Annotated in this window: 29 protein-coding genes and 1 riboswitch; of the genes, 13 read left to right on the top strand and 16 right to left on the bottom strand. The window is 71.2% G+C overall.

The window, feature by feature from the left end; translation table 11 throughout:
* Window positions 1-95 precede the first annotated feature (95 nt).
* Window positions 96-650: a hypothetical protein gene (locus OG448_RS17245; RefSeq protein WP_405554852.1), complete on the top strand. Its 555-nt coding sequence runs from the start codon at window positions 96-98 to the stop codon at window positions 648-650.
* A 33-nt stretch (window positions 651-683) separates the two neighbouring features.
* Here OG448_RS17245 and OG448_RS17240 read toward each other — a convergent pair whose 3' ends face one another.
* Both OG448_RS17240 and OG448_RS17235 read right to left on the bottom strand, forming a co-directional pair.
* Window positions 684-1,355, bottom strand: coding sequence for a DUF5701 family protein (locus OG448_RS17240; RefSeq protein WP_405554851.1), 672 nt, complete (start codon window positions 1,353-1,355; stop codon window positions 684-686).
* A gap of 78 nt (window positions 1,356-1,433) precedes the next feature.
* Complete coding sequence (locus OG448_RS17235; protein WP_405554849.1) at window positions 1,434-2,126, bottom strand: copper homeostasis protein CutC; 693 nt, start codon at window positions 2,124-2,126, stop codon at window positions 1,434-1,436.
* 82 nt (window positions 2,127-2,208) lie between these two features.
* On the opposite strand from OG448_RS17235, the gene OG448_RS17230 reads away from it, so the two are divergent.
* Window positions 2,209-2,862 carry a hypothetical protein gene (locus OG448_RS17230; protein WP_405554847.1) on the top strand — a complete coding sequence of 218 codons (654 nt, stop codon included), beginning with the start codon at window positions 2,209-2,211 and terminating at the stop codon, window positions 2,860-2,862.
* Between the two features lie 28 nt (window positions 2,863-2,890).
* Complete coding sequence (locus OG448_RS17225; protein ID WP_405554845.1) at window positions 2,891-3,994, top strand: GNAT family N-acetyltransferase; 1,104 nt, start codon at window positions 2,891-2,893, stop codon at window positions 3,992-3,994.
* A 49-nt stretch (window positions 3,995-4,043) separates the two neighbouring features.
* On the opposite strand, the gene OG448_RS17220 is transcribed toward OG448_RS17225, so the two are convergent.
* Window positions 4,044-4,304, bottom strand: a complete 261-nt coding sequence (locus tag OG448_RS17220; RefSeq protein WP_405554844.1) for a DUF4031 domain-containing protein — start codon at window positions 4,302-4,304, stop codon at window positions 4,044-4,046.
* A 13-nt stretch (window positions 4,305-4,317) separates the two neighbouring features.
* Window positions 4,318-4,713 carry a hypothetical protein gene (locus tag OG448_RS17215; protein WP_405554842.1) on the bottom strand — a complete coding sequence of 132 codons (396 nt, stop codon included), beginning with the start codon at window positions 4,711-4,713 and terminating at the stop codon, window positions 4,318-4,320.
* 55 nt (window positions 4,714-4,768) lie between these two features.
* On the opposite strand from OG448_RS17215, the gene OG448_RS17210 reads away from it, so the two are divergent.
* The 4 genes from OG448_RS17210 (at window position 4,769) to OG448_RS17195 (ending at window position 8,399) form a co-directional block, all read left to right on the top strand.
* Window positions 4,769-5,674 carry a MurR/RpiR family transcriptional regulator gene (locus OG448_RS17210; protein WP_405554841.1) on the top strand — a complete coding sequence of 302 codons (906 nt, stop codon included), beginning with the start codon at window positions 4,769-4,771 and terminating at the stop codon, window positions 5,672-5,674.
* Window positions 5,675-5,716: 42 nt separating this feature from the next.
* Window positions 5,717-6,643 (top strand): N-acetylmuramic acid 6-phosphate etherase, encoded by a 927-nt coding sequence (gene murQ, locus OG448_RS17205; RefSeq protein ID WP_405554840.1) that lies wholly within the window; start codon window positions 5,717-5,719, stop codon window positions 6,641-6,643.
* 76 nt (window positions 6,644-6,719) lie between these two features.
* Complete coding sequence (locus OG448_RS17200; protein WP_405554838.1) at window positions 6,720-8,150, top strand: PTS transporter subunit EIIC; 1,431 nt, start codon at window positions 6,720-6,722, stop codon at window positions 8,148-8,150.
* Window positions 8,151-8,180: 30 nt separating this feature from the next.
* Window positions 8,181-8,399, top strand: coding sequence for a hypothetical protein (locus OG448_RS17195; protein WP_405554837.1), 219 nt, complete (start codon window positions 8,181-8,183; stop codon window positions 8,397-8,399).
* On the opposite strand, the gene OG448_RS17190 is transcribed toward OG448_RS17195, so the two are convergent.
* Entirely contained in the window at window positions 8,396-8,782 is a 387-nt protein-coding gene (locus tag OG448_RS17190; protein WP_405554836.1) for a VOC family protein, read from the bottom strand. The two genes, OG448_RS17195 and OG448_RS17190, sit on opposite strands and share 4 nt — an antisense overlap.
* Window positions 8,783-8,876: 94 nt before the next feature.
* Here OG448_RS17190 and OG448_RS17185 point away from each other — a divergent pair, with 94 nt between their 5' ends.
* A complete protein-coding gene (locus tag OG448_RS17185) occupies window positions 8,877-9,446 on the top strand; it encodes a hypothetical protein (RefSeq protein ID WP_391299296.1) in 570 nt (189 codons plus the stop codon).
* Window positions 9,447-9,712: 266 nt separating this feature from the next.
* Complete coding sequence (locus tag OG448_RS17180) at window positions 9,713-10,150, top strand: VOC family protein (protein WP_405554834.1); 438 nt, start codon at window positions 9,713-9,715, stop codon at window positions 10,148-10,150.
* Window positions 10,151-10,213: 63 nt separating this feature from the next.
* On the opposite strand, the gene OG448_RS17175 is transcribed toward OG448_RS17180, so the two are convergent.
* The 3 genes from OG448_RS17175 to OG448_RS17165 form a co-directional block, all read right to left on the bottom strand.
* Window positions 10,214-11,341, bottom strand: a complete 1,128-nt coding sequence (locus OG448_RS17175) for an NADH:flavin oxidoreductase (protein ID WP_405554833.1) — start codon at window positions 11,339-11,341, stop codon at window positions 10,214-10,216.
* A gap of 145 nt (window positions 11,342-11,486) precedes the next feature.
* Window positions 11,487-11,720 carry a hypothetical protein gene (locus tag OG448_RS17170; RefSeq protein WP_405554831.1) on the bottom strand — a complete coding sequence of 78 codons (234 nt, stop codon included), beginning with the start codon at window positions 11,718-11,720 and terminating at the stop codon, window positions 11,487-11,489.
* Complete coding sequence (locus tag OG448_RS17165; RefSeq protein ID WP_405554830.1) at window positions 11,713-11,910, bottom strand: hypothetical protein; 198 nt, start codon at window positions 11,908-11,910, stop codon at window positions 11,713-11,715. Before OG448_RS17165 ends, OG448_RS17170 begins: the two co-directional genes overlap by 8 nt.
* Window positions 11,911-12,022: 112 nt before the next feature.
* On the opposite strand from OG448_RS17165, the gene OG448_RS17160 reads away from it, so the two are divergent.
* The gene (locus OG448_RS17160; RefSeq protein ID WP_405554829.1) at window positions 12,023-12,862 is read left to right on the top strand and encodes a Scr1 family TA system antitoxin-like transcriptional regulator; all 840 of its coding nucleotides are present in this window, start codon (window positions 12,023-12,025) and stop codon (window positions 12,860-12,862) included.
* Entirely contained in the window at window positions 12,846-13,052 is a 207-nt protein-coding gene (locus OG448_RS17155) for a DUF397 domain-containing protein (protein WP_405554828.1), read from the top strand. The genes OG448_RS17160 and OG448_RS17155 overlap by 17 nt, the downstream gene beginning before the upstream one ends.
* On the opposite strand, the gene OG448_RS17150 is transcribed toward OG448_RS17155, so the two are convergent.
* Complete coding sequence (locus OG448_RS17150; RefSeq protein WP_405554827.1) at window positions 13,039-13,689, bottom strand: CatB-related O-acetyltransferase; 651 nt, start codon at window positions 13,687-13,689, stop codon at window positions 13,039-13,041. The genes OG448_RS17155 and OG448_RS17150 overlap by 14 nt on opposite strands.
* Before the next feature lie 175 nt (window positions 13,690-13,864).
* On the opposite strand from OG448_RS17150, the gene OG448_RS17145 reads away from it, so the two are divergent.
* Window positions 13,865-15,130 (top strand): RNA-guided endonuclease InsQ/TnpB family protein, encoded by a 1,266-nt coding sequence (locus OG448_RS17145; protein ID WP_405554826.1) that lies wholly within the window; start codon window positions 13,865-13,867, stop codon window positions 15,128-15,130.
* A 41-nt stretch (window positions 15,131-15,171) separates the two neighbouring features.
* Here OG448_RS17145 and OG448_RS17140 read toward each other — a convergent pair whose 3' ends face one another.
* From OG448_RS17140 to thrC, 7 genes are all read right to left on the bottom strand, one after another.
* Complete coding sequence (locus tag OG448_RS17140) at window positions 15,172-16,212, bottom strand: LacI family DNA-binding transcriptional regulator (RefSeq protein WP_405554825.1); 1,041 nt, start codon at window positions 16,210-16,212, stop codon at window positions 15,172-15,174.
* A 61-nt stretch (window positions 16,213-16,273) separates the two neighbouring features.
* Complete coding sequence (locus OG448_RS17135) at window positions 16,274-18,010, bottom strand: discoidin domain-containing protein (RefSeq protein WP_405554823.1); 1,737 nt, start codon at window positions 18,008-18,010, stop codon at window positions 16,274-16,276.
* Window positions 18,011-18,095: 85 nt separating this feature from the next.
* Window positions 18,096-19,163 carry a DUF1996 domain-containing protein gene (locus OG448_RS17130; RefSeq protein WP_405554822.1) on the bottom strand — a complete coding sequence of 356 codons (1,068 nt, stop codon included), beginning with the start codon at window positions 19,161-19,163 and terminating at the stop codon, window positions 18,096-18,098.
* 281 nt (window positions 19,164-19,444) lie between these two features.
* Window positions 19,445-21,067: a chaperonin GroEL gene (groL, locus tag OG448_RS17125; protein ID WP_030804589.1), complete on the bottom strand. Its 1,623-nt coding sequence runs from the start codon at window positions 21,065-21,067 to the stop codon at window positions 19,445-19,447.
* 276 nt (window positions 21,068-21,343) lie between these two features.
* Complete coding sequence (locus OG448_RS17120; RefSeq protein ID WP_009189266.1) at window positions 21,344-21,547, bottom strand: cold-shock protein; 204 nt, start codon at window positions 21,545-21,547, stop codon at window positions 21,344-21,346.
* Window positions 21,548-21,955: 408 nt separating this feature from the next.
* Window positions 21,956-22,231 (bottom strand): MoaD/ThiS family protein, encoded by a 276-nt coding sequence (locus tag OG448_RS17115; protein WP_384366572.1) that lies wholly within the window; start codon window positions 22,229-22,231, stop codon window positions 21,956-21,958.
* Window positions 22,228-23,502 (bottom strand): threonine synthase, encoded by a 1,275-nt coding sequence (gene thrC, locus OG448_RS17110; RefSeq protein WP_405554820.1) that lies wholly within the window; start codon window positions 23,500-23,502, stop codon window positions 22,228-22,230. Before thrC ends, OG448_RS17115 begins: the two co-directional genes overlap by 4 nt.
* Window positions 23,503-23,519: 17 nt before the next feature.
* Window positions 23,520-23,677: riboswitch (SAM riboswitch) on the bottom strand.
* A gap of 181 nt (window positions 23,678-23,858) precedes the next feature.
* Here thrC and OG448_RS17105 point away from each other — a divergent pair.
* The gene (locus OG448_RS17105) at window positions 23,859-24,803 is read left to right on the top strand and encodes a glucosyl-3-phosphoglycerate synthase (protein ID WP_405554818.1); all 945 of its coding nucleotides are present in this window, start codon (window positions 23,859-23,861) and stop codon (window positions 24,801-24,803) included.
* Window positions 24,804-24,819: the final 16 nt, after the last annotated feature.

The following is a 24,819-nucleotide window of genomic DNA, read 5'->3' as shown; positions in this document are numbered from 1 at the left end:
ACCCGCAGGCGCCCGTGCCCATGGGGTGCCAACTCTGCGGGGCCGGGCCCGCCGCGCCGGTGACGGTGCGGGGGCATCAGGGCATGATCATGATCATGCGGTCCCTGAAGCGGCAGGGCATGTTCTGCCGGACCTGCGCGCTGTCGGTGTTCCGGGAGATGCAGGCCGAGACCCTGATCACGGGCTGGTGGGGGCTGCTGTCGGTGGTCATCACCCCCTTCGTCCTGCTGGCCAACCTCAACACCCTGTCGGACATCCGCCGCATGCCGACCCCGGTCACCCCCGGCTGGCGCCCCCCGCTGGACCCCGGCAAGCCGGTGTTCCAACGCCCGGCGGGGGTGCTGGCGTTGATTCCGCTGGGGGTGCTGGGGATGCTGGTGACGCTCGTGACCGGGGTGATGCTGGCGGGGCTGGCGCCCGGTCTGGTTCCCAGCCTGAGCGAGAGCAAGACCAACCTCACGACCGGCTCCTGCGCCCGCAACGACGGCACCTGGACCGAGCCGGACCTGAAGACCGTGCCCTGCGGCTCCGACGACGCCCAGTACCGGGTCATGGACCCGGGCGCGAACGGCTGCGCGGTCGGCGACTATCTCGCGAGCCCGGATGACAGCGCGGACATGATCGGCCGCTGCCTGCGCCCCATCCGCTGAACCCCCCGCCCCCTGGTTGTCAGCCCCTGCCGTCTACCGCCGGACCTTCCCCCAGGGCTCCAGCCCCCTCCGCCCCGACCCCGAGGCGAAGCCCAGCCAGGTGTGCCGGTTGCCCGCCCAGCACCAGCCGACCTTGGGAGCGTCGCGCCGCTCGCGGCCGTCCCGGCCGGTGCCGTTGCTGATCCAGAGTGCCGGGGTACGGGCGTCCAGCGTGCCCTTGGGCTTGCGCAGCCGGGAGCCGATGGTCATGAAGCAGTGATTGCGCTCCAGTACGTCCGGCCGCTGGAGCACCCAGTGGATGCCCTCGGTCAGCAGCAGCGGCGTACGGGACGCTGCGGTGAGCGCCGGAAGTGCCTCGTCCGGGCTCCAGTTGGCCATGTCGTCACCCCGGTCGACGCCGCTGACCAGGTACAGCGGGGTGTCCGGCAGGTCGATGCCGTCGATCGGCGCGAAGAGGTCGACGTCGGTCATGTCGGTGACGACGAACCCGGCCTTGTCCCGGCGCCGGAGCAGCGGCGCGAGTACGGAGGCGGGGGCGCGGTCCGGGTGGACGGCGAGGAGGGCACCGTCACCGCTCTCCCCGACCCCCTCCGCGGCCGCCCGGACCTCGGCGGCCGAGAGCCCCGCGATCTCGTGCACCCCCAGCTCGATCAGCCGCTCGGCCTGCGTACTCAGCGAGATGACGGTGTGCGTGGTCTCGGACACGATGCTCCCAACGACAGCGGTGTGCACGGGCGCAGGCCCAACGAACCGCCCGCCCGGAACATTCCCGGCACGCCCCGCCTACTCCCCGTCGAGCATCCCCCGCCACACCCCGACGGCGTCGGCACACACCGGCCCCGCCCACCCCTGCGGCCGGGCCGCCCCACCGATGTGGAAGGCGTCGATACCGGCGGACCGCAACTCCGGCACGTGCTCCAGCCGGAGGCCCCCGCCGACCATGATGCGCGGCTCGTACCCCGGCGTACCGGTGTGCGCGGCCTCGACCGTCAGGGTGTCCAGCCCCTCGTCCACGCCCGTCGCCGCACCCGCCGTGAGGAAGGTGTCCAGCCCCGGCAGCCCGCTGAGCCGCTTGCGCAGCGCGTCGCGGTCGGCGGCGCGGTCGATGGCCCGGTGGAAGGTCCACGGGCAGCCGTCCAGCGCGTCGACGACCCGCTCGACCGCCGCGAGGTCCACGTCCCCGTCCGGGTCGAGGAAGCCGAGCACGAACTGGTCGGCGCCCGCCGCCCGCAGCTCGGCGGCCGTGCCGGTCAGCCGGTCGAGGTCGCCCGCCGCGAACCCGTCCGACAGCCGCAGCATCACGCGCAGGTCGATCGCGACGGCGGCCCGGATCGCGGCCACCACGGCGGGGTCGGGGCTGAGCCCGTCCGCCGCCATGTCGGTGACCAGTTCCAGCCGGTCCGCGCCTCCCGCCTGGGCGGCGACCGCGTCCTCGACCCCGAGAGCGATCACCTCCAGGACCGCACGCTTGCTCATGGCACCCCAATTCCGACGGCGGCTACAGGTCTAGTCCAATTCCAGGGTACGCCCCGCCCCCGATCACCGGAACAATGGACACATGGCCGACGCAGACACCGCAGCAGACCTCGGGCTCCGCTTCGCCCGCGCCCTCGAAGCCGCCCGCGCGCCGGGCGAGGGGCCGGACCCGGCGCCGTACGCCGAGAACCTGATCGCCCGCTGGGAGGAGCCGCAGCGGCGCTATCACACGCTCGCCCACCTCACGGCGGTCCTCGACCGGGTCGACGCGCTGGCGGAGTACGCCGACGACCCCGACCTCGTACGGCTGGCGGCCTGGTTCCACGACGCGGTGTACCTGCCGGACCGGTCGGAGAACGAGGAGCGCTCGGCGCGGCTGGCCGAGCGGGCGCTGACCGAGGCCGGGGTGCCGGAGGCGAAGGTCGCGGAGGTGGCCCGGCTGGTCCGGCTCACCGTGGGCCACGACCCGGCCGAGGGCGACCGCAACGGCCAGGTGCTGTGCGACGCCGACCTGGCGATCCTCGCCTCGGCGCCGTCCGCGTACGCCGCCTACACGGCCGAGATCCGCGAGGAGTACCACTTCGTGCCCAACGACGCCTTCCACGAGGGGCGTTCGGCAGTACTGCGCCAACTCCTGCAGCTGCCAAGGCTGTTCCACACCCCCTACGGGTCGGAGCACTGGGAGGCGACGGCCCGCTGGAACCTCGCGGGAGAGCTGGAAATGCTGTCGCCCTGAGTCGGGGCGCACCCCTAGGGTTCCTCGCATGCGAGCGATGAGCGGGGACCAGGTGACCGAGGCCGTGCGCGGCTGCGTGACGACACTGCGCGCGGCGGTCGACCGCGACTGGACGGCCGTTCGCGCCGGAAGCGTGGAGTGGGACTGCCATGTCACCGCCCTGCACGTAGCCGAATGCCTCCTCGCCTATGCCGGCAACCTCGTCGGCCACGCGCGGGACGCGTACGTGCCCTTCGAGATGCGCCTGGAGGACGGCACCGGCAACGACGGCCTGCTGCACGTCATGGAGACCACCGGCGCGCTGCTCGCCGCCGCGGTGAACACGGCCGCGCCCGGCGACCGGGCCTTCCACCCGTACCCGTTCCGCAGCGCCGACCGCGAGGGCTTCGCGGCGATGGGCGTGGCCGAAGTGCTGCTGCACACCCACGACATGGCGCAGGGCCTCGGGCTGGAGTACACGCCCGCCGAGAGCCTCGCCGAATCCGTGCTGACCTGCATCTTCCCGCACGTCCAGCCGGGCCCGGAAGCCTGGCCGACCCTGCTGTGGGCCACCGGCCGGGGCGAACTGGCGGGCCGCGCGGCGGTGGACAACTGGCGCTGGCGCAACAACCTCGTCATCCCCGCCGAACGCCTCACCCTCACCGGCCTGCGCCCGGCCGCCGCCCGCGACCTGCGCCTGGGCGGCGACGGCGGCTTCACCTGGCTCGGCGGCACCCCCTACGAGGGCACCCGCGAGGCGGCCGGCTTCCTGGTCAAGGCGTACGAAGCGGGCGTCCACCGCCCCGAGTTCGGCGTCTTCACCCTCGTCCGCACCGAGGACGGCCTCGCCGTCGGCGGCATCGGCTTCCACGGCACCCCGGACTCCGAGGGCCGCGTCGAGATCGGCTACGACCTGGTCCCCGAGGCCCGCGGCCAGGGCTACGCCACGGAGGCGCTCCGCGCACTGACGGAGTGGGCCCTCTCCCGCGACGACGTCCACACGATCACCGCCACCGTCGAACCCGACAACCCCTCCTCCGAACGCGTCCTGGCCCGCGCGGGCTTCCACCGAGCCGACACGGAACAGGAGCAGACGGCCCGCGAGGCACACGGCATGGAGACAGGGGTACGGCTGTACGTGTACACGGGCTGACCGCGAGTCCGCCCGGCCCGCCGTACCCGCTCACGGGAGCACCCTGGTCCTAGGTCCCCTTGCGTCGTCGCAGCCCCGCCGCGTGCAGCAGCCGCACCACATCCCGGCTGCGTACCTCCACCGCGCCCGCCGCCACCGCGTCGGCGTAGCGGTGGGCGGGGATGTCGTAGTGGTCGCGTTCGAAGGCGCGCGGGGGGACGCCGAGGGTCGCGGCGAAGTGGTGCAGCTCGTCGTACGAGACGTCGCTGACCAGGTGGGACCACATCCGGCCATGGCCGGGCCAGGTGGGTGGGTCGATGTAGACGGTCACGCGGGGCCGGCCGTCACTTGGGGGTGTTCCCGTCCAGCGCCTTGGCGAGGGAGCCGACGGGGGCGACGTCCACGCCGGACTCGTGGCAGACCCAGTGCGGGTCGGGGCCCAGCTCCGGCTCCACGTCCAGCGCGTGCGGGTCGCCCGTGGCGCACACCGGGCACAGCGGCCAGCGGCCCTTCCGTTCCAGCAGCGCGTCCTGCACGTCCTGCGCGACAAGACCGGCGACGAAGGCGGCGCCCTCGGGCCACTGCTCCACCCACCAGCGGCGCTGCGCGAGCGACTCCTCCACCAGCGAGACCACGTCCGCCTCGGCCACGTCGCCGGCCATGAGGTCGGCGAGCACCCGCGCACGGGCCGCGTGCAACGCCTGTTCGAGCGAGCTGACGGGATCTGTGGCGTCGTCCATGCCCCCATTGTGCGCACTCTTGCCCCGCCTGCCGAACCGGAAATATCTTTCAGGGGTGACCCAGGACGTGAAGGAAACTTTCGGGAGCCCCGGCGGCTCGCTCGCCGCCAAGGTGCGCACCCTCACGCCGTCCATGACGCGGTCCATGCAGCGCGTGGCCGACGCGGTGGCGGGCGACCCCGCCGGCTGCGCCGCCCTCACGGTCACCGGGCTCGCGGAGCTGACCGGCACCAGCGAGGCGACCGTCGTCCGCACCGCCCGCATCCTCGGTTACCCCGGCTACCGCGACCTGCGGCTCGCCCTCGCCGGGCTCGCGGCCCGGCAGGAGTCCGGGAGCGCGCCCGCGATCACCACGGACATCGCGCTGGACGACCCGCTCACCGACGTGGTCGCCAAGCTGGCCTACGAGGAGCAGCAGACCCTCGCCGACACCGCCGCCGGACTGGACACCGCCCAGCTCGGCGCGGCCGTCACCGCGCTGGCCGCCGCCCGCCGCACGGACGTGTACGGCATAGGGGCGTCCGGTCTGGTCGCGCAGGACCTCACCCAGAAGCTGCTGCGCATCGGTCTGGTCGCACACGCGCCGGGCGACCCGCACCTCGCGGTGACCAACGCGGTGCAGCTCCGCGCGGGGGACGTGGCCATCGCCATCACCCACTCCGGCTCGACCGGCGACGTCATAGAACCGCTGCGCACCGCCTTCGAGCGCGGCGCGACCACCATCGCCATCACCGGCCGCCCCGACTCGCCCGTCACCCAGTACGCCGACCACGTGCTGACCACCGCCACCTCCCGCGAGAGCGAGCTGCGGCCCGCCGCGATGTCCTCCCGTACGGGGCAACTCCTGGTCGTGGACTGCCTGTTCGTGGGCGTGGCACAGCGGACGTACGAGAACGCGGCCCCCGCCCTGGCCGCGTCCTACGAGGCACTGGCCCACCGGCACCGGAGCGCGACGCGTTAGCTTCCCTCTCATTCGGAACCCCACCGGAAAGAGCCGCACCAGATGACCGACCCCCATCGCCTCCAGAGCGAGCTGGCCACCCTGACCACCGAGGCGTTCCGGCCGGAGCTGGCCGGGATCGACCAACTGCCCACGCTGGACATCGCCCGGCTGATGAACGGCGAGGACACCGGCGTCCCCGCGGCCGTCGCCGCCCGGCTGCCCGAGATCGCCGCCGCCGTGGACGCCATCGCCGTCCGCATGGAGCGCGGCGGCCGCCTCGTCTACGCCGGTGCCGGTACGGCCGGACGGCTCGGCGTGCTGGACGCCTCCGAGTGCCCGCCCACCTTCAACACCGCCCCCGGCCAGGTCGTCGGGCTGATCGCGGGCGGACCGGGTGCGCTGGTGAACTCCGTGGAGGGCGCGGAGGACTCCCCCGACCTGGCCCGCGCCGACCTGGACGCCCTGAAGCTGACCCCGGACGACTCGGTGGTCGGCGTCTCCGCGTCCGGCCGTACCCCGTACGCGATCGGCGCCGTCGAACACGCCCGCGCCGCCGGCGCCCTGACGGTGGGCCTGTCCTGCAACGCCGACAGCTCCCTCGCGGCCGCCGCCGAACACGGCATCGAGGTGGTCGTCGGCCCCGAACTGCTCACCGGCTCCACCCGCCTCAAGGCGGGCACGGCCCAGAAGCTGGTCCTCAACATGCTGTCGACGATCACGATGATCCGACTCGGCAAGACGTACGGGAACCTGATGGTCGACGTCCGCGCCTCCAACGCCAAGCTCCGGGCGCGCTCACGGCGGATCGTTGCGCAGGCGACGGGCGCACCGGACGCGGACATCGAGCGGGCCCTGACGGAGGCGGACGGCGAGGTGAAGACGGCGATCCTGATCATCCTGGCGGGGGTGGACGGCGTCACGGCGACACGTCTGCTGGAGGAGTCCGACGGCAGGCTGCGGGCGGCACTGGGGAAGGCGGGGGCGTAGGCGCAACGCATACGGCCGACCGCCTTCCGGAGGAGTCCCGCGCGCCGGACCGGCGCAGGTGGCGCAGGCTCGGATCGTGCGCAACGACACCGCCACCGCATCCGCCGTCCTCGCCCTGACGGGCGGCACCGCCAACGTCCGTCACGTCACCCACTGCCTCACCCGACTCCGTCTCACCGTCGCCGAACCGGCCGCGGTGGACGAGGAGGCGCTACGCGCGCTGCCGGGCGTGCTCGGGGTGATCGGGGCAGGGACGCCGTCGCTCCAGGTCGTGCTGGGGCCGGGGGTGGTCGACACGGTGACGGCGGAGGTGGAGCGGCAGCTCGCGGCGGGGGTGGGCGCCGTGGAAATGAGCAAGCCCACCGACCCCGACACGGCAGCAGCCAGTCCCACCCCGCAAAAGGGCCCCCTCGCAGCCGCCCTCCGCCGCATCGCCAACGTCTTCGTCCCCCTCATCCCCGCCCTCATCGGCTGCGGCATCCTCGCCGGGATCAACGGTCTGCTCACGAACGCCGGTTGGCTCACCGGCCTCACCCCCGCCCTGGCCGCCATCGCCTCCGGGTTCATGGCGCTGATCGCGGTGTTCGTCGGCTACCAGACCGCGAAGGAGTTCGGCGGCACCCCCATCCTGGGCGGCGCGGTGGCCGCCGTGATCGTCTATCCGGGCGTGGCGAAGGTGACCGCGTTCGGCGTCCACCTCTCCCCCGGCCAGGGCGGAGTCCTCGGCGCCCTGGCCGCCGCCCTGCTCGCGACCCGGATCGAGAAGTGGTGCCGAGGACGCCTCCCCGGCGCACTGGACGTCCTGCTCACCCCCACCGTCACCGTCCTCGTCGCGGGCCTGGCCACCCTGTACGGCCTGATGTACGCGGCCGGAGCCGTGGCCACCGCGATCGGCACCGGCGCGAACTGGCTGCTCACCACCACCGGCGCGTTCGCGGGCCTGATCCTCGGCGGACTGTTCCTCCCGCTGGTGATGCTCGGCCTGCACCAGGCCCTGATCCCCATCCACACCACCCTGATCGAGCAACAGGGCTACACGGTCCTCCTCCCCCTGCTGGCCATGGCCGGCGCGGGCCAGGTCGGCGGCGCGCTCGCGGTGTACGTACGCCTGCGCCACGACACCACCCTGCGCACCACGATCCGCTCGGCGCTCCCGGCGGGCCTGCTGGGCGTGGGCGAGCCCCTGATCTACGGCGTCTCGCTCCCCCTCGGCCGCCCCTTCGTCACCGCGTGCGTGGGCGGGGCGGCGGGCGGCGCGTTCGTCGGCTTCTTCGCCATGCTCGGCGAGAAGGTCGGCGCCACCGCCATCGGCCCCTCCGGCTGGGCCCTCTTCCCCCTCCTCACCGGCAACCAGGGCCCGGCCCCGGCCATCGCCATCTACGCGGGCGGCCTCCTGACGGCGTACGCGATCGGCTTCGCCGCGACCCTCGCCTTCGGCTTCCCCAGGGGTACGGCGAGGAGTACGGCCCCGTCGGCCACCGACCGGACACCCGTCGGCCCCGCGTGACGCCCGCCGCTCCCCGTCGTTGCCCCTGACATGAAGAAGCTGCTGCTAGCCACCCTCGCCGTCGCCGCGTCCTCCGCCGCCCTGGCCGCCCCCGCCCACGCCGCCGCCGACGACCACTGGACGGCCGAAGACACCACCGCCTGCGCGGCGGACCTCACCGTGACCCCGGTCGTCAAGGCGGTCTCCCCCCTCCCCCTGGGCGAGCAGGCCCCCGCATGCGGCAAGGGCAGCCTGCTGCACCACGGCTAGGCGTACTGGGCGAGCTGGATCAGGTTGCCGCAGGTGTCGTCCAGCACCGCGATGGTGACCGGGCCCGCCTCCACCGGCTCCTGGGTGAAGCGCACCCCGAGCCCGCGCAGCCGGTCGTACTCGGCGCGTACGTCGTCCACGGCGAAGGAGGTGGCCGGGATGCCGTCGCCGTGCAGGGCGGCGGTGTACGGCTTGGCCGCGGGGTGGGCGTCCGGCTCCAGCAGCAGCTCGGTGCCGTCGGGCTGCTCGGGCGAGACCACGGTCAGCCACCGGTACTCGCCGAGCGGCACGTCGGCCTTCCTCACGAAGCCCAGCACCTCGGTGTAGAAGCGCAGCGCCTTCTCCTGGTCGTCGACGAAGACGCTGGCCAGATTGATCCTCACGGGGTGCCCTCCACAATGCCGGGGTCGCGGAAACGTACTGCGGCCCGATCCTCGCGCATCCGCCGCCCCGGCGCGCGGGTGAGAAGCTGGACCCATGAATCACGCCCAGCTCACCGCGCTAGGCCGTGCTCTCCGGCTCGTCGGGGAGCACGGTGAGGCGCTGACCGCCGACACCCCGGACTCCCGGCTGCACGAGGTCAAGGCCGATCTGCGCCGCGCGCTGGACCTGCTGGACGAGAGCGTCACGGCCGGCGCCCCCACCACCCGCTGCGCGGAGCACCCGCAGGGCCCGGTGGACAAGAGCGCGCCGGACCTGTGCCTGCTGTGCGAGACCCGGCGAAGGTCCGCCCGCCGCGCGGAGTACGGCGGCCAGGGCCGCGGCCCCGAGGCCCCCGCGACCGCCCCCTCCCGCTACGGCGTCCGCGCCGACCGCCCCCAGCCCCAGCAGCGCTGGCTCCCCGAGGCGTGGAACGGCCGCGAGTGGCAGCTCTGCGGCACCCCGCGCCGCGACCGCCACGAGGCGGAGGCGTACCTCGCCGCCGCCCGCCGGGGCTCGCGCCCGGCGATGGCCTACCGTCTGGTCCACGAGTTCACCGACTACGAGGTGCTCCGCGTCTGGGGCACCCCCACCCAGGTGGACATCGAACCGATGGGCAACCTTTGACTTGCTCCTCGGGCTGAAGCCCGAGGATTCTGGCCTTCTCGACTGGTTGCTGTGCAGCTACGCGGCACGGTTTCCGGTCGGGAATCCGTGGCTTCCTGTTTCTTCGCGCTGTGCCGGGATTGCTCCTGGTCTTACCGGCGCTCCGCAAGGTCCGGCTCCGCCGGAACGACACCGCGACGCTCCGCGTCGCCACCACAAGATTCGCTTCACCCCCGGCCTGAAGGCCGGAGCACTGCGAATGAATCCCGGTAGCCGGAGGCAGCAGCATGGACCAGCAGCTCAGCATGGTCACCCTGGGCGTCGAGGACCTGGCGACGAGCCGCCGTTTCTACAGCGAGGGCCTCGGCTGGACCCCGCTGCTCGACCTGGACGAGGTGGTCTTCTACCAGGTCGGCAAGGGCCTGGCGCTGGCCCTGTTCCCGCTGACCGACCTGGCCGCCGACACCGGCGCCCCGGCCACCCCCGGCACCCCCTTCACCCTCGCCCGGAACCTCGGCTCCCCCGCCGAGGTCGACGCGGCCGTGGCCCGCGCCCGCGAGGCCGGGGCGAACGTCCTCAAGGAACCCCAGCGGGCGGCCTTCGGCGGCTACCACGCCTACTTCACCGACCCGGACGGCCACCGCTGGGAGATCTGCCACAACCCCGGCTGGTCGGTGTCGAAGGACGGCACGGTACGGCTGACCGCGGTGGACCCGGAGAACTGAAGCGCCGGGGCAACACAAAGGCGCCGGGCGGGAGTTCACCCACCCGGCGCCTCACGGAAAGCCTTAGCTGAGCGAGCCCAGCGCGGCCGCGTCGTACGGCTTCAGCTCGTCGAACCGGCCGGAGAGCACCTTCGCGGCCCACTCCGGGTCCTGGAGCAGCGCGCGGCCGATGGCGACCATGTCGTACTCCTCGCGCTCGAAGCCGTCGAGGAGGTCGTCGATGCCCTTGACCGGGGAGCCCTCGCCCTGGAACGCGCCCATGAAGTCGCCGTCCAGGCCGACCGAGCCGACGGTGATGACCGGCTTGCCGGTGATCTTCTTGGTCCAGCCGGCCAGGTTGAGGTCGGAGCCCTCGAACTCGGGGAGCCAGTAGCGACGGGTGGAGGCGTGGAAGACGTCGGCACCGGCGGCGGAGATCGGGGCGAGGATCGCCTCCAGCTCCTCCGGGGTCTCGGCGAGGCGCGCGGTGTAGTCCTGCTGCTTCCACTGCGAGTAGCGGAAGATGATCGGGAACTCGGCGGACACGCGCTCACGCACGGCCGCGACGATCTCCGCGGCGAACTGGGCGCGGGCGACCGGGTCGCCACCGTAGCCGTCGGTACGGCGGTTGGTGCCCTCCCACAGGAACTGGTCCAGCAGGTAGCCGTGGGCGCCGTGGATCTCGACCCCGTCGAAGCCGATGCGCTCGGCGTCGGCGGCGGCCTGCGCGAAGGCGCCGATCACGTCGTCGATGTCGGACTGCGTCATGGCCTGGCCCTTGGGCTCGGCACCCGCCTTGTGGATACCGGACGGGCCCACGGCGGGCGCGTCCGCGAACGGCGGTTCGCCCTGCCGGCGGACCATGCCGATGTGCCAGAGCTGCGGGACGATCGTGCCGCCCGCCGCGTGCACCTCCCGCGCGACCTTCGCCCAGCCGGCGAGCTGCTCCTCGCCGTGGAAGCGCGGCACGCTGTCGCTCTGGCCGGCCGAGTCGTGCCCGACGTACGTACCCTCGGTGACGATCAGGCCGACACCGTTCGCGGCGCGGCGGGAGTAGTACGACACCACGTCCTCGCCGGGGATGCCGCCCGGGGAGAACATCCGGGTCATCGGCGCCATCGCGATCCGGTTGGGCACGGTGAGGCCGTTCAGCGTGATCGGGCGGGACAGGAGCTGGGCCGCGCGGCTGGCGGCGGACGTCGTGACGGTCACGTGGGGGGCTCCTCGGGAGAACGGTGTCGGGTAGACCGGCTGGTATGTGTGCACGCAATGATGCACCTAGTGAAACAACTGGTCCACGCGGTCCCGCATTCCGCTCCACTGGGCGGGGCGGGTGTGACTCCCGACACGCCGCCTCTCAACCCAGCTCGACCCGTCGCCGGGCGTCCCGGTTCAGCAGCCGGACGCGCTCGCGGAGCACGTCGGCGGGGGCGGCCTCACCGAGGCACTCCGGCGGCACGTCCCACTCCTGGCCGCCGCCGAGGGGCCGTAACTGCACGCGACCGCCGACCCGGCCCCTGACCTCGCCGAGCCGACCGTCCCGCGCGTCCCGCGCGTACGCGCCGACGACCGGGGCGCCTTCGTCACTCACCCTCCCGCTCCGTGAGCACGGCGGCGAGACGGGCGGCGACGTCGAGGTTGCAACTCCCGAGGTCCACGAGGGTGTTGCCCCCGCCATAGACCTCCGTCACGGGGTCGACGCGGAGCGAGGGCAGCACGATGCCCGCGTCGCGCAGGGCGGTACGCAGCCGCTCGACCGCCTGGTCAGCCGTGTCCGTCATGTCGATTCCTCCACGCTGAGTGTTCCTGTTCTGCACACAGAGTGGTCGCTCCGCTTCTAGCCTGGCCAGAGAGGCAGCCCCAACAACCTCGCCTGTGGGACAGGAGCCGCGAGTGCCCGGACCGAAGGACCTCGACCCGTCGTCGTCACCGCGAGCGATGATCGGGGCGGAGTTGCGCCATGCGCGGGAGCGGAAGGGTTTGAGCCAGGAGCAGTTGGGCCAAGTCCTCTTCGTGAGCGGCTCGTTCATCGGCCAACTGGAGGCCGGGACGCGGCGGATGCAGCCGGAGTACGCGCGCATGCTGGACGAGGCGCTGGACACGGGGGACTTCTTCGCGCGGAACTGCGTCGCGGCGGCCAAGTCCAAGTACCCGGAGCACTTCGCCGAGGCGGCTGAATCGGAGGCGCAGGCCACGGGCATCAGGGAGTACGCGCCCCTACTGATCCCCGGACTGCTCCAGACGCCCGCGTACGCACGAGCCGTGTTCCGCGCCTACCACCCGACGGAGCCGGAGCGGAAACTCGATGACCTGGTGTCGGCTCGCATGGAGCGAGCTGCGCTCCTCGACGATCCAACAGACCTGGTGTTGTGGATCGTGATGGACGAGGCGGCTCTGCGTCGCGTGACGGGCGGCCGAGCGGTGATGGCGGAGGCGCTGCGACACGTCGCCGACGCGGCCCGGCGGCATCGGGCCATCGTGCAGGTTCTGCCGTTCGAGGCCGGGGCGCACACCGCGATGGAGGGCTCCATCAAGCTCATGGACTTCGTGGACGCTCCACCACTGGTCTACTTCGAGGGGGTCGGCACCGGACGGCTGGAGGACGACCCGTCCACCGTCAGGCGCCACCAGCGCACGTTCGAGCTGCTCGCGGCCTGTGCGCTCCCACCAGCCAACTCACTTGTTCTGCTTGATGCGGTGGCACAGGATTACGCGCATGAGGAACACCCCTGAGCCCGGCCCCGACCCGGCCACCTGGCGCAAGTCGACGTACAGCGGCGGCAGCGGCGGCAACTGCCTGGAAGTGGCCGACGCCCACCCCACCCTCATCCCCGTCCGCGACTCCAAGACCCCCCTCGGCCCGAAGCTCGCGTTCCGGGCGGAGGCGTGGTCGGCCTTCGTGGAGAACCTCAAGCTCGGCTGACGGGCGGCGCCGCCGCCTCCACGTCGGCGATCGTGCCGGACATGATCGTGCGGACGTGCTCGGTGATGTGCTCGGCGGGCCAGTCCCACCAGGCGACCGCCAGCAGTCGGGCGACGTCATGCTCGTCGTAGCGTGTGCGGATGAGGCGGGCGGGGTTGCCGCCGACGATGCCGTAGTCGGGCACGTCGCCCGTGACCACCGAGCCGGCGCCGATGATCGCGCCGTGTCCGATGCGGACGCCGGGCATCACCGTGGCGCCGTATCCGAACCAGACGTCGTTGCCGACGACGGTGTCCCCCCGGTTCGGCAGCCCGGTGAGCAGGTCGAAGTGGTCCGCCCACGAACCGCCCATGGTGGGGAAGGGGAAGGTGGACGGGCCGTCCATGCGGTGATTGGCGCCGTTCATGAGGAACCGCACACCCGTGCCGAGCGCGCAGAACTTCCCGATGATCAGCCTCTCGGGCCCGTAGTGGTAGAGCACGTTACGGGTCTCGAAGGCGGTGGGGTCGTCGGGATCGTCGTAGTACGAGTACTCCCCGACCTCGATCAAGGGGGACTTGACCAGCGGTTTGAGCAGCACGACCCGCGGCTGCTCGGGCATCGGGTGGAGGACGGTGGGGTCAGCGGGCACGGGCATGGCGGGCGACACCTCATCGATCGAATGTGTGCGGGCCGGCTCTCTACTGAAATTCCTGGCGGAGCCTGCACGAGGACACGCCCCTGAAGGATTTCACCAGCCTCAGCAGCTCAAGTGACGACCTGTCCGGACATTCTCTTCAACACCCATAAGCCGCATGTGTAACCTGATCTGTGTGCAGCTTCGGTACAACTTCCGCCTGTATCCGGGTGTCGGTCAGCGCGCAGCGCTGGCATGCGCGTTCGGGTGTGCGCGAGTGGTCTACAACGACGCGCTCCGCGCCCGTGAGACCGCCCGCGAGCAGGGGCTGCCGTTCCCGAGGATCGGGGACCTGTCGAAGCAACTCATCACCGGAGCGAAGAACACCCCGGAACGGGCCTGGCTCGGCGATGTCTCGGCGGTTGTTCTCCAACAGTCCCTCCGCGACCTGGATGCCGCCTACCGGAACTTCTTCGCCGGCCTGGGTGGCAAGCGCATCCGCATGGGCGCCCCTCGATACAAGTCCCGCAAGGACACCCGGCAGGCCGTGAGGTTCACGGCGAACGCCCGCTGGTCGATCACACCGGGCGGGAAGCTGCGTCTGCCGAAGATCGGCGACCTGAAAGTGAAGTGGTCCCGCGCGCTGCCCTCGCCACCAACCACGGTCACGGTGGTCAAGGACTCGGCAGGTCGCTACTACGCGTCCTTCGTCGTTGAGACCGGCCCGAAGGAGATCCTGCCCAAGGTGGCACCCGAAGTGGGTATCGACCTCGGGCTCGCCCACTTCGCCGTGCTCTCCGACGGCCGGAAGATCAAAAGCCCCCGCTTTCTCCGCCGCGCGGAGAAGCGGCTGAAGAAAGCGCAGCGGGAGCTGTCTCGCAAACAGAAGGGTTCCTGCAACCGGCACAAGGCCCGGCTGAAGGCCGCCCGCGCTCACGCGCGGGTCACCGACGCGCGCCGCGAGTTCCACCACCAGCTCTCCACCCAACTGATCCGCGAGAACCAAGCGATCGCGGTGGAGGATCTGGCGGTGAAGGGACTCGCGCGCACGCGCCTGGCCAAGGCGATTCACGACGCTGGATGGTCGGCATTCGTCACCATGCTGAAGTACAAAGCCGCCCGGTACGGGCGCACCCTCATCAAGATCGGCCGCTTTGAGCCCACCTCTCAGGTGTGCTCCGTGTGCGGCGTGAAGGACGGACCCAAGCCCCTGAACGTGCGCGTGTGGACGTGCGGGGCGTGCGGCGCGGTCCTGGACCGGGACATCAATGCGGCGGTCAACGTCGCCAAGGCGGCCGGACTGGCCGTGACAGCCTGTGGAGCGCAGGTAAGACGGGCACCCGTGCCCGCACCGCGCAGCGAAACAGGAACCCACCCGAGGCCCCACCCAACAGGTGCGGGCAGACGGGAATCCCTGGCCTTGAGGCCAGGGAGGAAGTCAACAACACCTGCGAGGGCTTGATCTACAAGTGGCCGCCGCCACACTTAGCTCTACCCCACGTCTCACGCCGACTCCCGCACCACCAACTCCGGATCGAAGATCAGCGACGTAGGTTCCGTCCGCACCCCCCGGACATGCTCGTCCAAAAGCTGCGCCATCGCCGCGGCCATCTCCTCCACCGGCTGCCGCACGGTGGTCAGCGGGGGGCGGCAGGTCAGCGCCGCGCTGGAGTCGTCGAAGCCGACCACCGCGACGTCGTCCGGGACGCGTCTGCCGTGCTCGCGCAGGACCTGGCAGGCGCCCTGGGCCATGAGGTCGTTCGCGGCGAACACACCGTCCAGATCGGGGTGCTCTGCCAGCAGGGCGGACATCGCGGTCACCCCGGTGTCGAGAGTGAAGCCGCCCTCGGCGACCGGGACGTACGGATACCCCCGGCGGGCCATCGTGCCGCGGAACCCGGCGAGCCGGTCCCGGCTGGCGGCGACGTCGAGGGGGCCGGTGACGGTGCCGATCCGCCGGCAGCCGCGCGCCAGGAGGTGCTCGGCCGCCAGGCCGGCCCCGTCCCGGTGGGCGAGGTCGACGTAGCTGAGCGGCACCGGCCGGGAGGGGCGGGCGAAGAGGACGGCGGGGAGGCCGGCGTCGGCGAGGAGGGCGGGCAGCGGGTCGTCGGCGTGCGTGGAGACGACGAGGGCGCCGTCGGCGCTGCCCTGCCGCAGGTCGCTCAGCACCTGGCGGCGGGTGTCCGCGGACTCGGCGAACATCAGGAGCGGATGCATGGACCGCGGGCGCAGGTACCCCACGACACCGCTGACGACCCGCCCGAAGAAGGGATCGGCGAACACCCGTGTCGCGACGGCGTTGTGCACTTCCTCGGGTGTGTCCCCCGCGCCCGACACGACCAGGGCCACCGTCTGGCTGCGCCGGGTCACGAGCGACCGGGCGGCCCGGTTGGGCGCGTACCCCGTCCGCTCGATGGCCCGGCGCACCGTTTCCTGGATGCCGGGGTCGACGTTGCGGACGCCGTTGATGACCCGCGAGACGGTCGCGCGGGAGACTCCCGCCTCCTGCGCGACGTCCTCCAGCGTGGGGGCCTCTCTGCTCATTTCGGCACCCTAGCGGCCCTCCCGCGCGCCGGGGTAGAGCGCTCTCCACCCCTTGGTCGGCTCAGCCGTAGACGCCGAACTCGTAGAGCGAGTAGCCCCATCCGGTGCCCCGCGCGGTCCCGTTGACCCGCACGTACCGGCCGGTCCCGGAGACGTCGAGGTCGTCGACGCCGCCGTTGCCGTCCGTGACGCTGCGGACGGTGGTCCAGTTCTGTCCGTCGTCCGAGGTCTGCACGGTGTAGGACTTGGCGTAGGAGGTCTCCCAGACCAACTGCACATGCCGGAACGAGGTGCGGCCGCCGAGGTCGACGCGGAGCCACTGGGGGTCGCTCCAGTCGCTGGCCCAGCGGGTCGCGAGGTTGCCGTCCACGGCGTTGGCGGCCGTGCAGGGGCAGTCCCCGCCACCCGTCTGGGCCGAGGAGGCGGTCGCGGGCTTGCCCCGGGCGAGGTTCGTACCCGAAGGGACGGGCGGCACCACCCGGAAGGACCGGGTCTCGACGCCCACGTTGCCCTTGCCGTCCTTGGCCTTCACGTAGATCTTCCAGACGCCCGGCCGGTCGGGGGCGGTGACCCGCAGCCGGCCCCCGCCGAGATCGGTGGCGGGCAGCGTGACGAGCTGCTTGCTCTGGTCGATGTAGTTGCTGTTGTCCTGCACCTCGTACGTGATCGGGTCGCCGTCGGGATCGGTGGCCCTGACCGCGAGGGTCAGGTCACCGCCCGCGGGCACCTTGGCGGCGTCGCCCTCGATGCTCAGGTCGGAGATGACCGGCGGGGTGTTGTCCCGCGAGGTGTCCGCTCCGTACGCCCGCTTCACCGCGTAGTACGACAGCCGCTTCTCCCCGGCGGGCAGCAGGTTGAACCAGATGCCGCCGAAGTCGTACTCGGTGCCGTAGTGGAACATCGTGGCGCCGAGGGCGACACCCCGGTGCCCGGTGACGCAGTTCCACGCCCGCGTGTATCCGTCGGCCTTGGCTCGGTCGGTGGGTTCGGCGGGGACGCCGTTCGCGTCGTCCGGAACCTCCCACTCCCCGGCCGGTCCGGTCTCGGTGACGATGTAGGGCTTGGTGTAACCGCCGTGCTCCCAGGCCGCCTTGACGTCGCACACCGCGTTGTAGGCGTTGACGGCGTAGAGGTCGAGGTCGGGCGCGTTCCTCTTGTAGTACGGCCAGGCGCCGGTCCACGCGTCGGTGGAGGTGACCGGGTGGTTGGGGTCGACGGCGTGGATCTTCTTGGTGATGTCGTTGACGAGCGTGGTGTACGCGTCGCGCTGGCGCTCCAGCTCGGCGCCGCTGTAGCAGTTCTGCAGGCCGAGCACGGACTCGTTGCCGACGTTCCACATCAGGACGCCGGGGTTGTCCTTGTAGGTGGCGGCCCACTGCGGGAACTCGGTGAGCACCTGGTTCTTGTACGTGGTGTCCGTCAGGTAGTTCACGCAGCCGCCGCTGCCGGGGCCGCCTCCCGGTTGCAGCCAGAAACCGGCGACGACCTTGATGCCCTGAGATGCGGCCGCGTCGAAGAGCGGTTTGCTGGAGGCGTCGGTGCCCCAGGTGCGGACGGTGTTGACGCCCATCGACTTCAGGTCGGGCAGGTAGCGCGGCGCGTCGGCGGTGGACGGCCCCCAGGTGAGGCCCTTGATCTGGTACGGGCTTCCGTCGACGGTCAGTTGCCAGTTGCCCTGCGAGCCGGTGACCCTGACGACGCTGCCGGCGGCCTGCGCGGGCGGGGCGGGGAGTGCGACGAGGGCTCCCGCGGCGAGGAGGCCCGCGGTGAGGGGTGCCGTGACACGGGATGCGGTCATGAGTGTCCGTCCGGTGTGCGGGTGGGGGGAAGGAGCCGGGGTCCCGCCGGCCGTAACGTGCACCGGCCGGCGGGAGGCGCCGGGATCAGGGGAGCCGGTAGTTCGCGTCGAGGGCGGCGCCGGCCTCGGGGTGCGTCTGGTCATAGCCCCGGGCGTCGCACTGGAGCGCGCCGACGACGCAGTGGTCCACCAGCGCCTTCAGGGTCGGCGCGTCCCACGCGTTGAAGAAGTCGTAGTGGAACGAGTAGCCGGCCCCGCTCGACAGCTTGACCTGGCTCATGTCCCCGTTGACCGGGAAGGCCATCTTGAACTCGATCATCGGCAGGGCGACGGGGTGGTCGTCCGGGCAGATGTTGTTGTTGGTGCCGGGGTTGACCACCGGGTACGCCATGTGGCTCTGGTGGTTCGGGGTGTCCAGGTACTTGCCGTCCCAGCAACTGGGCGCCTGGAAACGGATGTTGAGCTGGACGTCGGCCCGGTTCGGGCACTGGGCGGGGAAGTCGGTGTTGAAGTAGCTGTCGCCGCACTCCCAGCCCTCCACGAAGCCGTGGTGGGCGCGGAACTCGGCCGCCGACTGCATCGGGCTGCCGACGACGAAGCGCAGCCCCTTCGGGAAGGGGCGCACGCTGGTGTAGTCGGTGACGCCCGCCTTGTAGTAGATGGTCTGGGGGCCCACCGGCAGCACCGGCGTACTGCCCTTGAGCAGGGTCGGCATCCAGTATGCCGACTTGTCGCCGGGGGCCTTGCAGGTGGTGCCGCCGGCGTCGAGCGAGGCGGTGGTGCTGGCCGCGTCGGTGGTGGTGTTGCCCATGAAGGTGTGGTCGTGCGACTTGCCCGGCTGGCCGGGGTAGACGATCGGGTCGTCCGGCCGGGTGTGGGACACCGAACAGTTCGCCTGGAACTCGTGGAAGTACCGGTGCGGCGGCTCGGCCTTGGAGGGGACGACCCCGGTCACCGGCGGGTTCGCCGGGATGTACCCGTCGCCGTCCGGGTCCTCCGGCGAGGACTGCGTGGAGACGGGCATCGCATGGCCCGTGTGGACCGACCCCGCCACGGGGTCGGCGCTCACCGCCACGCCGGTCAGGCCGAGCGAGGTGAGGAGCAGTGCGCTGGACACCAGTAATCCTGAGACGATCTTCGATCTCCGTGCCATGGAGACCTCCTGCCACGTCGATGGGGACGGTGGGGGTCGGGCGGCCGGGACCGGCGAGAGGGACGACGCCGTCCGCGACCGTCCGCGTGACGGTCCATCACATGTGCCGTGGAAGCTGGGAGAGCGCTCTCCCGTCGTGGAGTGTTGTGGCGGTCGCGCGAGGGTGTCAAGGGAGCTGACGGAAACCGGCGGCAGATCGGTGGGCGCCCGGAAAACGCCGAAGGGCGGCACCTCCCGTGAGGGAAGTGCCGCCCTGGCGAAGGACAGTTGATCCGGAAGGATCAGAAGTCCATGTCACCGCCCGGCATGCCGCCCGGAGCGGCCGCGGCGGCCTTCTCCGGCTTGTCGGCGATGACGGCCTCGGTGGTGAGGAAGAGCGCGGCGATGGAGGCCGCGTTCTGCAGCGCGGAGCGCGTCACCTTCGCCGGGTCGATGATGCCCTCGGCGATCATGTCGACGTACTCACCGGTCGCGGCGTTCAGGCCGTTGCCGACGGGGAGGTTGCGGACCTTCTCCACGACGACGCCGCCCTCGAGACCACCGTTGACGGCGATCTGCTTCAGCGGGGCCTCCAGCGCGAGCTTGACCGCGTTGGCACCGGTCGCCTCGTCGCCCGACAGCTCCAGCTTGTCGAAGACCTGGCCGGCCTGGAGCAGAGCCACGCCACCACCGGCGACGATGCCCTCCTCGACGGCCGCCTTGGCGTTGCGCACGGCGTCCTCGATGCGGTGCTTGCGCTCCTTGAGCTCCACCTCGGTGGCGGCACCGGCCTTGATGACCGCCACGCCGCCCGCGAGCTTCGCCAGGCGCTCCTGGAGCTTCTCGCGGTCGTAGTCCGAGTCGGAGTTCTCGATCTCGGCGCGGATCTGGTTCACGCGGCCCTGCACCTGCTCCGAGGAGCCGGCGCCGTCGACGATCGTGGTCTCGTCCTTGGTGACGACGACCTTGCGGGCGCGGCCCAGCAGGTCCAGGGAGGCGTTCTCCAGCTTGAGACCGACCTCCTCGGAGATGACCTCGCCACCGGTGAGGATGGCGATGTCGCCGAGCATGGCCTTGCGGCGGTCGCCGAAGCCCGGAGCCTTGACGGCGACGGACTTGAAGGTGCCGCGGATCTTGTTGACCACCAGGGTCGACAGGGCCTCGCCCTCGACGTCCTCGGCGATGATCAGCAGCGGCTTGCCCGACTGCATGACCTTCTCCAGCAGCGGGAGCAGGTCCTTGACCGAGGAGATCTTGGAGTTGGCGATGAGGATGTACGGGTCCTCGAGCACCGCCTCCATGCGCTCCATGTCGGTCGCGAAGTAGGCGGAGATGTAGCCCTTGTCGAAGCGCATGCCCTCGGTGAGCTCGAGCTCCAGACCGAAGGTGTTGCTCTCCTCGACGGTGATGACGCCTTCCTTGCCGACCTTGTCCATCGCCTCGGCGATGAGCTCGCCGATCTGGGTGTCGGCGGCGGAGATGGAGGCGGTGGAGGCGATCTGCTCCTTGGTCTCCACGTCCTTGGCCTGCTCAAGGAGAGCGGCGGAGACAGCCTCGACGGCCTTCTCGATACCGCGCTTGAGGGCCATCGGGTTGGCGCCGGCGGCTACGTTGCGCAGGCCCTCCTTGACCAGGGCCTGGGCCAGCACGGTCGCGGTGGTCGTACCGTCGCCGGCGACGTCGTCCGTCTTCTTGGCGACTTCCTTGACCAGCTCGGCGCCGATCTTCTCGTACGGGTCCTCGAGCTCGATCTCCTTGGCGATGGAGACACCATCGTTGGTGATCGTGGGGGCGCCCCACTTCTTCTCGAGGACGACGTTGCGGCCCTTGGGGCCGAGCGTCACCTTGACGGCGTCCGCGAGCTGGTTCATGCCGCGCTCGAGGCCGCGCCGCGCCTCCTCGTCGAACGCGATGATCTTGGCCATGTGAAGTGGTCCCTCCAGGACTGGGGGTGATTCCTTCGGACCGCGCCCGCGCCCGCGACGGACGGCTCGCCGGCCTCGTGGTTCCTTGCCCCACCCGGCCTGCGGGCCTCACCGACCCGGTCCTTCGTTGTCACTCTCACCTTCAGAGTGCTAACGCAATGATTAGCACTCACCCAGGGCGAGTGCAAGCGCCTTCGGGGGATCAGGACGGGACTTAACAGGACGAAGGGCCCGCACCCTGTACCGGGTGCGGGCCCTGCGCGCTGCTGGAGACGTTCAGGCGGTGACGCGAACCATGTCGGCCTGCGGGCCCTTCTGACCCTGCGAGATCTCGAACTCGACCCGCTGACCCTCTTCCAGGCTGCGGTAGCCGTCCATCTGAATCGCGCTGTAGTGGACGAAGACGTCCGCACCACCGTCGACCGCGATGAAGCCGTACCCCTTCTCCGCGTTGAACCACTTGACGGTGCCCTGAGCCATGGCTAACTCCCCTATTACTGGCCCTTGCGCAGATCCACACCTCGTGAACCTGGGTCAGACCTCGCCCCCCAATCAGTTGGGGGCGTGCGCCGGAACGCGTCGACCGCGGCTGAATGTATCTGTCCAACTGCCGTCTGCAACAGGTCAATCGGACGAGAATTCTGGACGGACACAGTCCGGAATCTGCCGCAACTTCGGCTGAATTCGGGGCAAGTCGGGCCCCATAAAAACCAACAAATGCCGCACATTACCCGCGCATTTTGGCTGCTTCTTGTCGGGCTCGCGGCATGAATCAAGGGCGCCCGGCTCACCGGAGCGGGAGCGCGTTCCCCAACTCTACCGCGCTCAATCACGCAGAATGGCCCCCTCCGTTTCTCTTGCGGAGGGGGCCATTACCGAAGGTAAATTTCAGCCGCCGGCGACCGCCGGAATGATGGAGACACCCGCGCCGTCGGGCGTGGCGGTCTGAAGTCCGCCCTCGAAACGCACGTCGTCGTCATTGACGTAGACATTCACGAACCGGCGCAGCTTGCCCTGGTCGTCCAGGACGCGGGCGGCGATGCCCTGGTGGTGCTTCTCCAGGTCCTCGATGACCTCCGCGAGCGTGCCGCCCTCGGCGGCGACCTCGGCCTGCCCGCCGGTGTAGGTGCGCAGGATGGTCGGGATGCGAACGGTCACGCTCATGCGAGGCCAGCCTCTCGGAAGGAGTCCAGGTTCGGGCGGATGGTCGCGGTCAGACCGGTGCCGGCGACCGCGTCCAGGGTCTTCAGGCCGTCGCCGGTGTTGAGGACGACGGTGGTGAGCGAGGGGTCCAGCGCGCCGGACTCGATCAGCTTGCGGGTGACGCCGACCGTCACCCCGCCCGCCGTCTCGGCGAAGATGCCCTCGGTGCGGGCCAGCAGCTTGATGGCGTCCACGATCTGCGGGTCCGTCACGTCCTCCACCGCCCCGCCGGTGCGGCGCGCGATGTCCAGCACGTACGGCCCGTCGGCCGGGTTGCCGATGGCGAGCGACTTGGCGATGGTGTCCGGCTTCTGCGGCCGCACCACGTCGTGGCCCGCCTTGTACGCGGCCGACACCGGCGAGCAGCCCTCCGCCTGGGCACCGAAGATCTTGTACGGCTTGTCCTCGACCAGCCCGAGCGCGATCAGCTCCTTCAGCCCCTTGTCGATCTTGGTGAGCTGGGAGCCGGAGGCGATCGGCACCACGAGCTGGTCGGGCAGCTTCCAGCCGAGCTGCTCGCAGATCTCGTACGCCAGCGTCTTGGAGCCCTCGGCGTAATACGGCCGCAGGTTGACGTTGACGAAGCCCCAGCCCTCGCCGGCCGGGTCGCCGATCAGCTCGGAGCAGAAGCGGTTCACGTCGTCGTAGTTGCCCTCGATGCCGACCAGCTCGCCGCCGTAGACGGCGGCCATGACGATCTTGCCCTGCTCCAGGTCGTGCGGGATGAACACGCAGGAGCGCAGGCCCGCGCGGGCGGCGGCCGCGCCGACCGCGCCGGCCAGGTTGCCGGTGGAGGAGCAGGAGAGGGTGGTGAAGCCGAAGGCGCGGGCCGCCTCCAGCGCCTGGGCGACGACGCGGTCCTTGAAGGAGTGCGTCGGGTTGCCGGAGTCGTCCTTCACGAACAGCCCGCCGGTGACGCCGAGTTCACGGGCCAGACGGTCGGCCTTGACCAGCGGGGTCCAGCCGGGGTTGAGGTTCGGCTTGTCGGCCACGTCGGCGGGGACGGGCAGCAGCGGGGCGTAGCGCCAGATGTTCGCCGGGCCGGACTCGATGCGCGTCCGGAGCTTCTCGGTGTCGTACGCGGAGAAGTCGTAGGCGATCTCCAGCGGCCCGAAGCACTCCTCGCAGGCGAAGACGGGACCGAGCGGGACGCGGTGTCCGCACTCCCGACAGCTCAGGGCGGCGGCGGGTCCGAGATCGACGGTGGGGGTGGCGACAGTCTGCACAGCCATGGAGGCGAGGCCCTTTCTCCTCATCTTCCTCACGACGCATCTCGCCGTGAGACGGATTTGGCACCTTCCCTAGCCGGGAGCCTCGCGCGTGCCGCGACGTGTCGCGCACGGGAGACCGGCTGGAGGGTTGCCGGGGCTTCATCGGGCCGTTTCCCTCTGCCCCTCTGGATGAGCGGTATTCGGTTGTGAACGCCGTCCGACCTCGACATGCGATGGTCATCGGCGTTGTTCAAGACTGTAACCGAAGGCCAGGAGAGTTGAAGGTGTCGTCCGAACCGCGAGATGGATCACGCGGGGACCGGCGCCGAACCGGCCGGCCCGCGCAGACACGTCCCCACAGTGAGGAGCCGCAGACCATGCTGGAAGAAACCGAGCGCTGGCTGGCCACCCGCTCCTGGTCCGTGGCCGACCGCCCGCTGCACCGTGTGCTGGCCGCCAAGCAGCGGTCCGGGCAGCGCGTCTCCGTGGTGCTGCCCGCGCTGAACGAGGAGGCGACGGTCGGCGAGATCGTCTCCGTGATCCGCCACGACCTGGTCTTCCAGGCGCCGCTGGTGGACGAGATAGTCGTGGTGGACTCCGGGTCCACCGACCGCACCGCCGAGGTGGCCGCCGCCGCGGGCGCGCGGGTGGTGCACCGGGACGAGATCCTGCCCCGGCTGCCCGCCGTGCCCGGCAAGGGCGAGGTGCTGTGGCGCTCCCTGCTGGCGACCAGCGGGGACATCGTGGCCTTCGTGGACGCCGACCTGAAGGAGTTCTCCTCCGACTTCGTCCTCGGCATCGTCGGCCCGCTGCTCACCGATCCGGGCATCGACCTGGTCAAGGCGATGTACGACCGTCCACTGGGCGGCGCCGCCGGGCAGGGCGGCCGGGTGACCGAGCTGATGGCCCGCCCGCTGCTGAACATGCACTGGCCGCAACTCGCCGGGTTCGTGCAGCCGCTCGGCGGGGAGTACGCGGCCCGGCGCTCCCTGCTGGAGCGGCTGCCGTTCCCGGTGGGGTACGGGGTCGAGCTGGGCATGCTGGTGGACTCGCTGCATCTGGTCGGGCTGGACGCGCTGGCCCAGGTGGACGTCGGGGTGCGCAAGCACCGGCACCAGGACGGGCAGGCGCTCGGCCGGATGGCCGCCGCGATCTACCGCACCGCCCAGCTCCGGCTCGCGCGCGGGCATCTGGTGCGGCCGGCGCTGACCCAGTTCGAGCGGGGGGTGGGCGGTTTCGAGCCGCGTACGTACTCGGTGGACACCGAGGAGCGGCCGCCGATGGCGGAGATCGCGGAGTACGCGGCGCGGGAGGTGGCGTGAGCGGGGCTGTATACGG

This window comes from Streptomyces sp. NBC_01171 (assembly GCF_045039805.1).
Classification (GTDB): Bacteria; Actinomycetota; Actinomycetes; order Streptomycetales; family Streptomycetaceae; genus Streptomyces.
This window is presented reverse-complemented; position numbering and strand designations above follow the sequence as displayed.

Excerpts from the sequence above, each read along its gene's own strand:
- OG448_RS17180 (WP_405554834.1), top strand. The coding sequence starts at position 9,713 with ATGGACCAGCAGCTCAGCATGGTCACCCTGGGCGTCGAGGACCTGGCG.
- OG448_RS17225 (WP_405554845.1), top strand. The coding sequence starts at position 2,891 with ATGCGAGCGATGAGCGGGGACCAGGTGACCGAGGCCGTGCGCGGCTGC.
- OG448_RS17185 (WP_391299296.1), top strand. The coding sequence starts at position 8,877 with ATGAATCACGCCCAGCTCACCGCGCTAGGCCGTGCTCTCCGGCTCGTC.
- OG448_RS17135 (WP_405554823.1), bottom strand. The coding sequence starts at position 18,010 with ATGACCGCATCCCGTGTCACGGCACCCCTCACCGCGGGCCTCCTCGCC.
- OG448_RS17195 (WP_405554837.1), top strand. The coding sequence starts at position 8,181 with ATGAAGAAGCTGCTGCTAGCCACCCTCGCCGTCGCCGCGTCCTCCGCC.
- OG448_RS17245 (WP_405554852.1), top strand. The coding sequence starts at position 96 with ATGCGGTCCCTGAAGCGGCAGGGCATGTTCTGCCGGACCTGCGCGCTG.
- OG448_RS17215 (WP_405554842.1), bottom strand. The coding sequence starts at position 4,713 with ATGGACGACGCCACAGATCCCGTCAGCTCGCTCGAACAGGCGTTGCAC.
- thrC (WP_405554820.1), bottom strand. The coding sequence starts at position 23,502 with ATGGCTGTGCAGACTGTCGCCACCCCCACCGTCGATCTCGGACCCGCC.
- OG448_RS17235 (WP_405554849.1), bottom strand. The coding sequence starts at position 2,126 with ATGAGCAAGCGTGCGGTCCTGGAGGTGATCGCTCTCGGGGTCGAGGAC.
- murQ (WP_405554840.1), top strand. The coding sequence starts at position 5,717 with ATGACCGACCCCCATCGCCTCCAGAGCGAGCTGGCCACCCTGACCACC.
- OG448_RS17155 (WP_405554828.1), top strand. The coding sequence starts at position 12,846 with ATGAGGAACACCCCTGAGCCCGGCCCCGACCCGGCCACCTGGCGCAAG.
- OG448_RS17105 (WP_405554818.1), top strand. The coding sequence starts at position 23,859 with ATGCTGGAAGAAACCGAGCGCTGGCTGGCCACCCGCTCCTGGTCCGTG.
- OG448_RS17140 (WP_405554825.1), bottom strand. The coding sequence starts at position 16,212 with ATGAGCAGAGAGGCCCCCACGCTGGAGGACGTCGCGCAGGAGGCGGGA.
- OG448_RS17230 (WP_405554847.1), top strand. The coding sequence starts at position 2,209 with ATGGCCGACGCAGACACCGCAGCAGACCTCGGGCTCCGCTTCGCCCGC.
- OG448_RS17115 (WP_384366572.1), bottom strand. The coding sequence starts at position 22,231 with ATGAGCGTGACCGTTCGCATCCCGACCATCCTGCGCACCTACACCGGC.
- OG448_RS17130 (WP_405554822.1), bottom strand. The coding sequence starts at position 19,163 with ATGGCACGGAGATCGAAGATCGTCTCAGGATTACTGGTGTCCAGCGCA.
- OG448_RS17165 (WP_405554830.1), bottom strand. The coding sequence starts at position 11,910 with ATGACGGACACGGCTGACCAGGCGGTCGAGCGGCTGCGTACCGCCCTG.
- OG448_RS17120 (WP_009189266.1), bottom strand. The coding sequence starts at position 21,547 with ATGGCTCAGGGCACCGTCAAGTGGTTCAACGCGGAGAAGGGGTACGGC.
- groL (WP_030804589.1), bottom strand. The coding sequence starts at position 21,067 with ATGGCCAAGATCATCGCGTTCGACGAGGAGGCGCGGCGCGGCCTCGAG.
- OG448_RS17150 (WP_405554827.1), bottom strand. The coding sequence starts at position 13,689 with ATGCCCGTGCCCGCTGACCCCACCGTCCTCCACCCGATGCCCGAGCAG.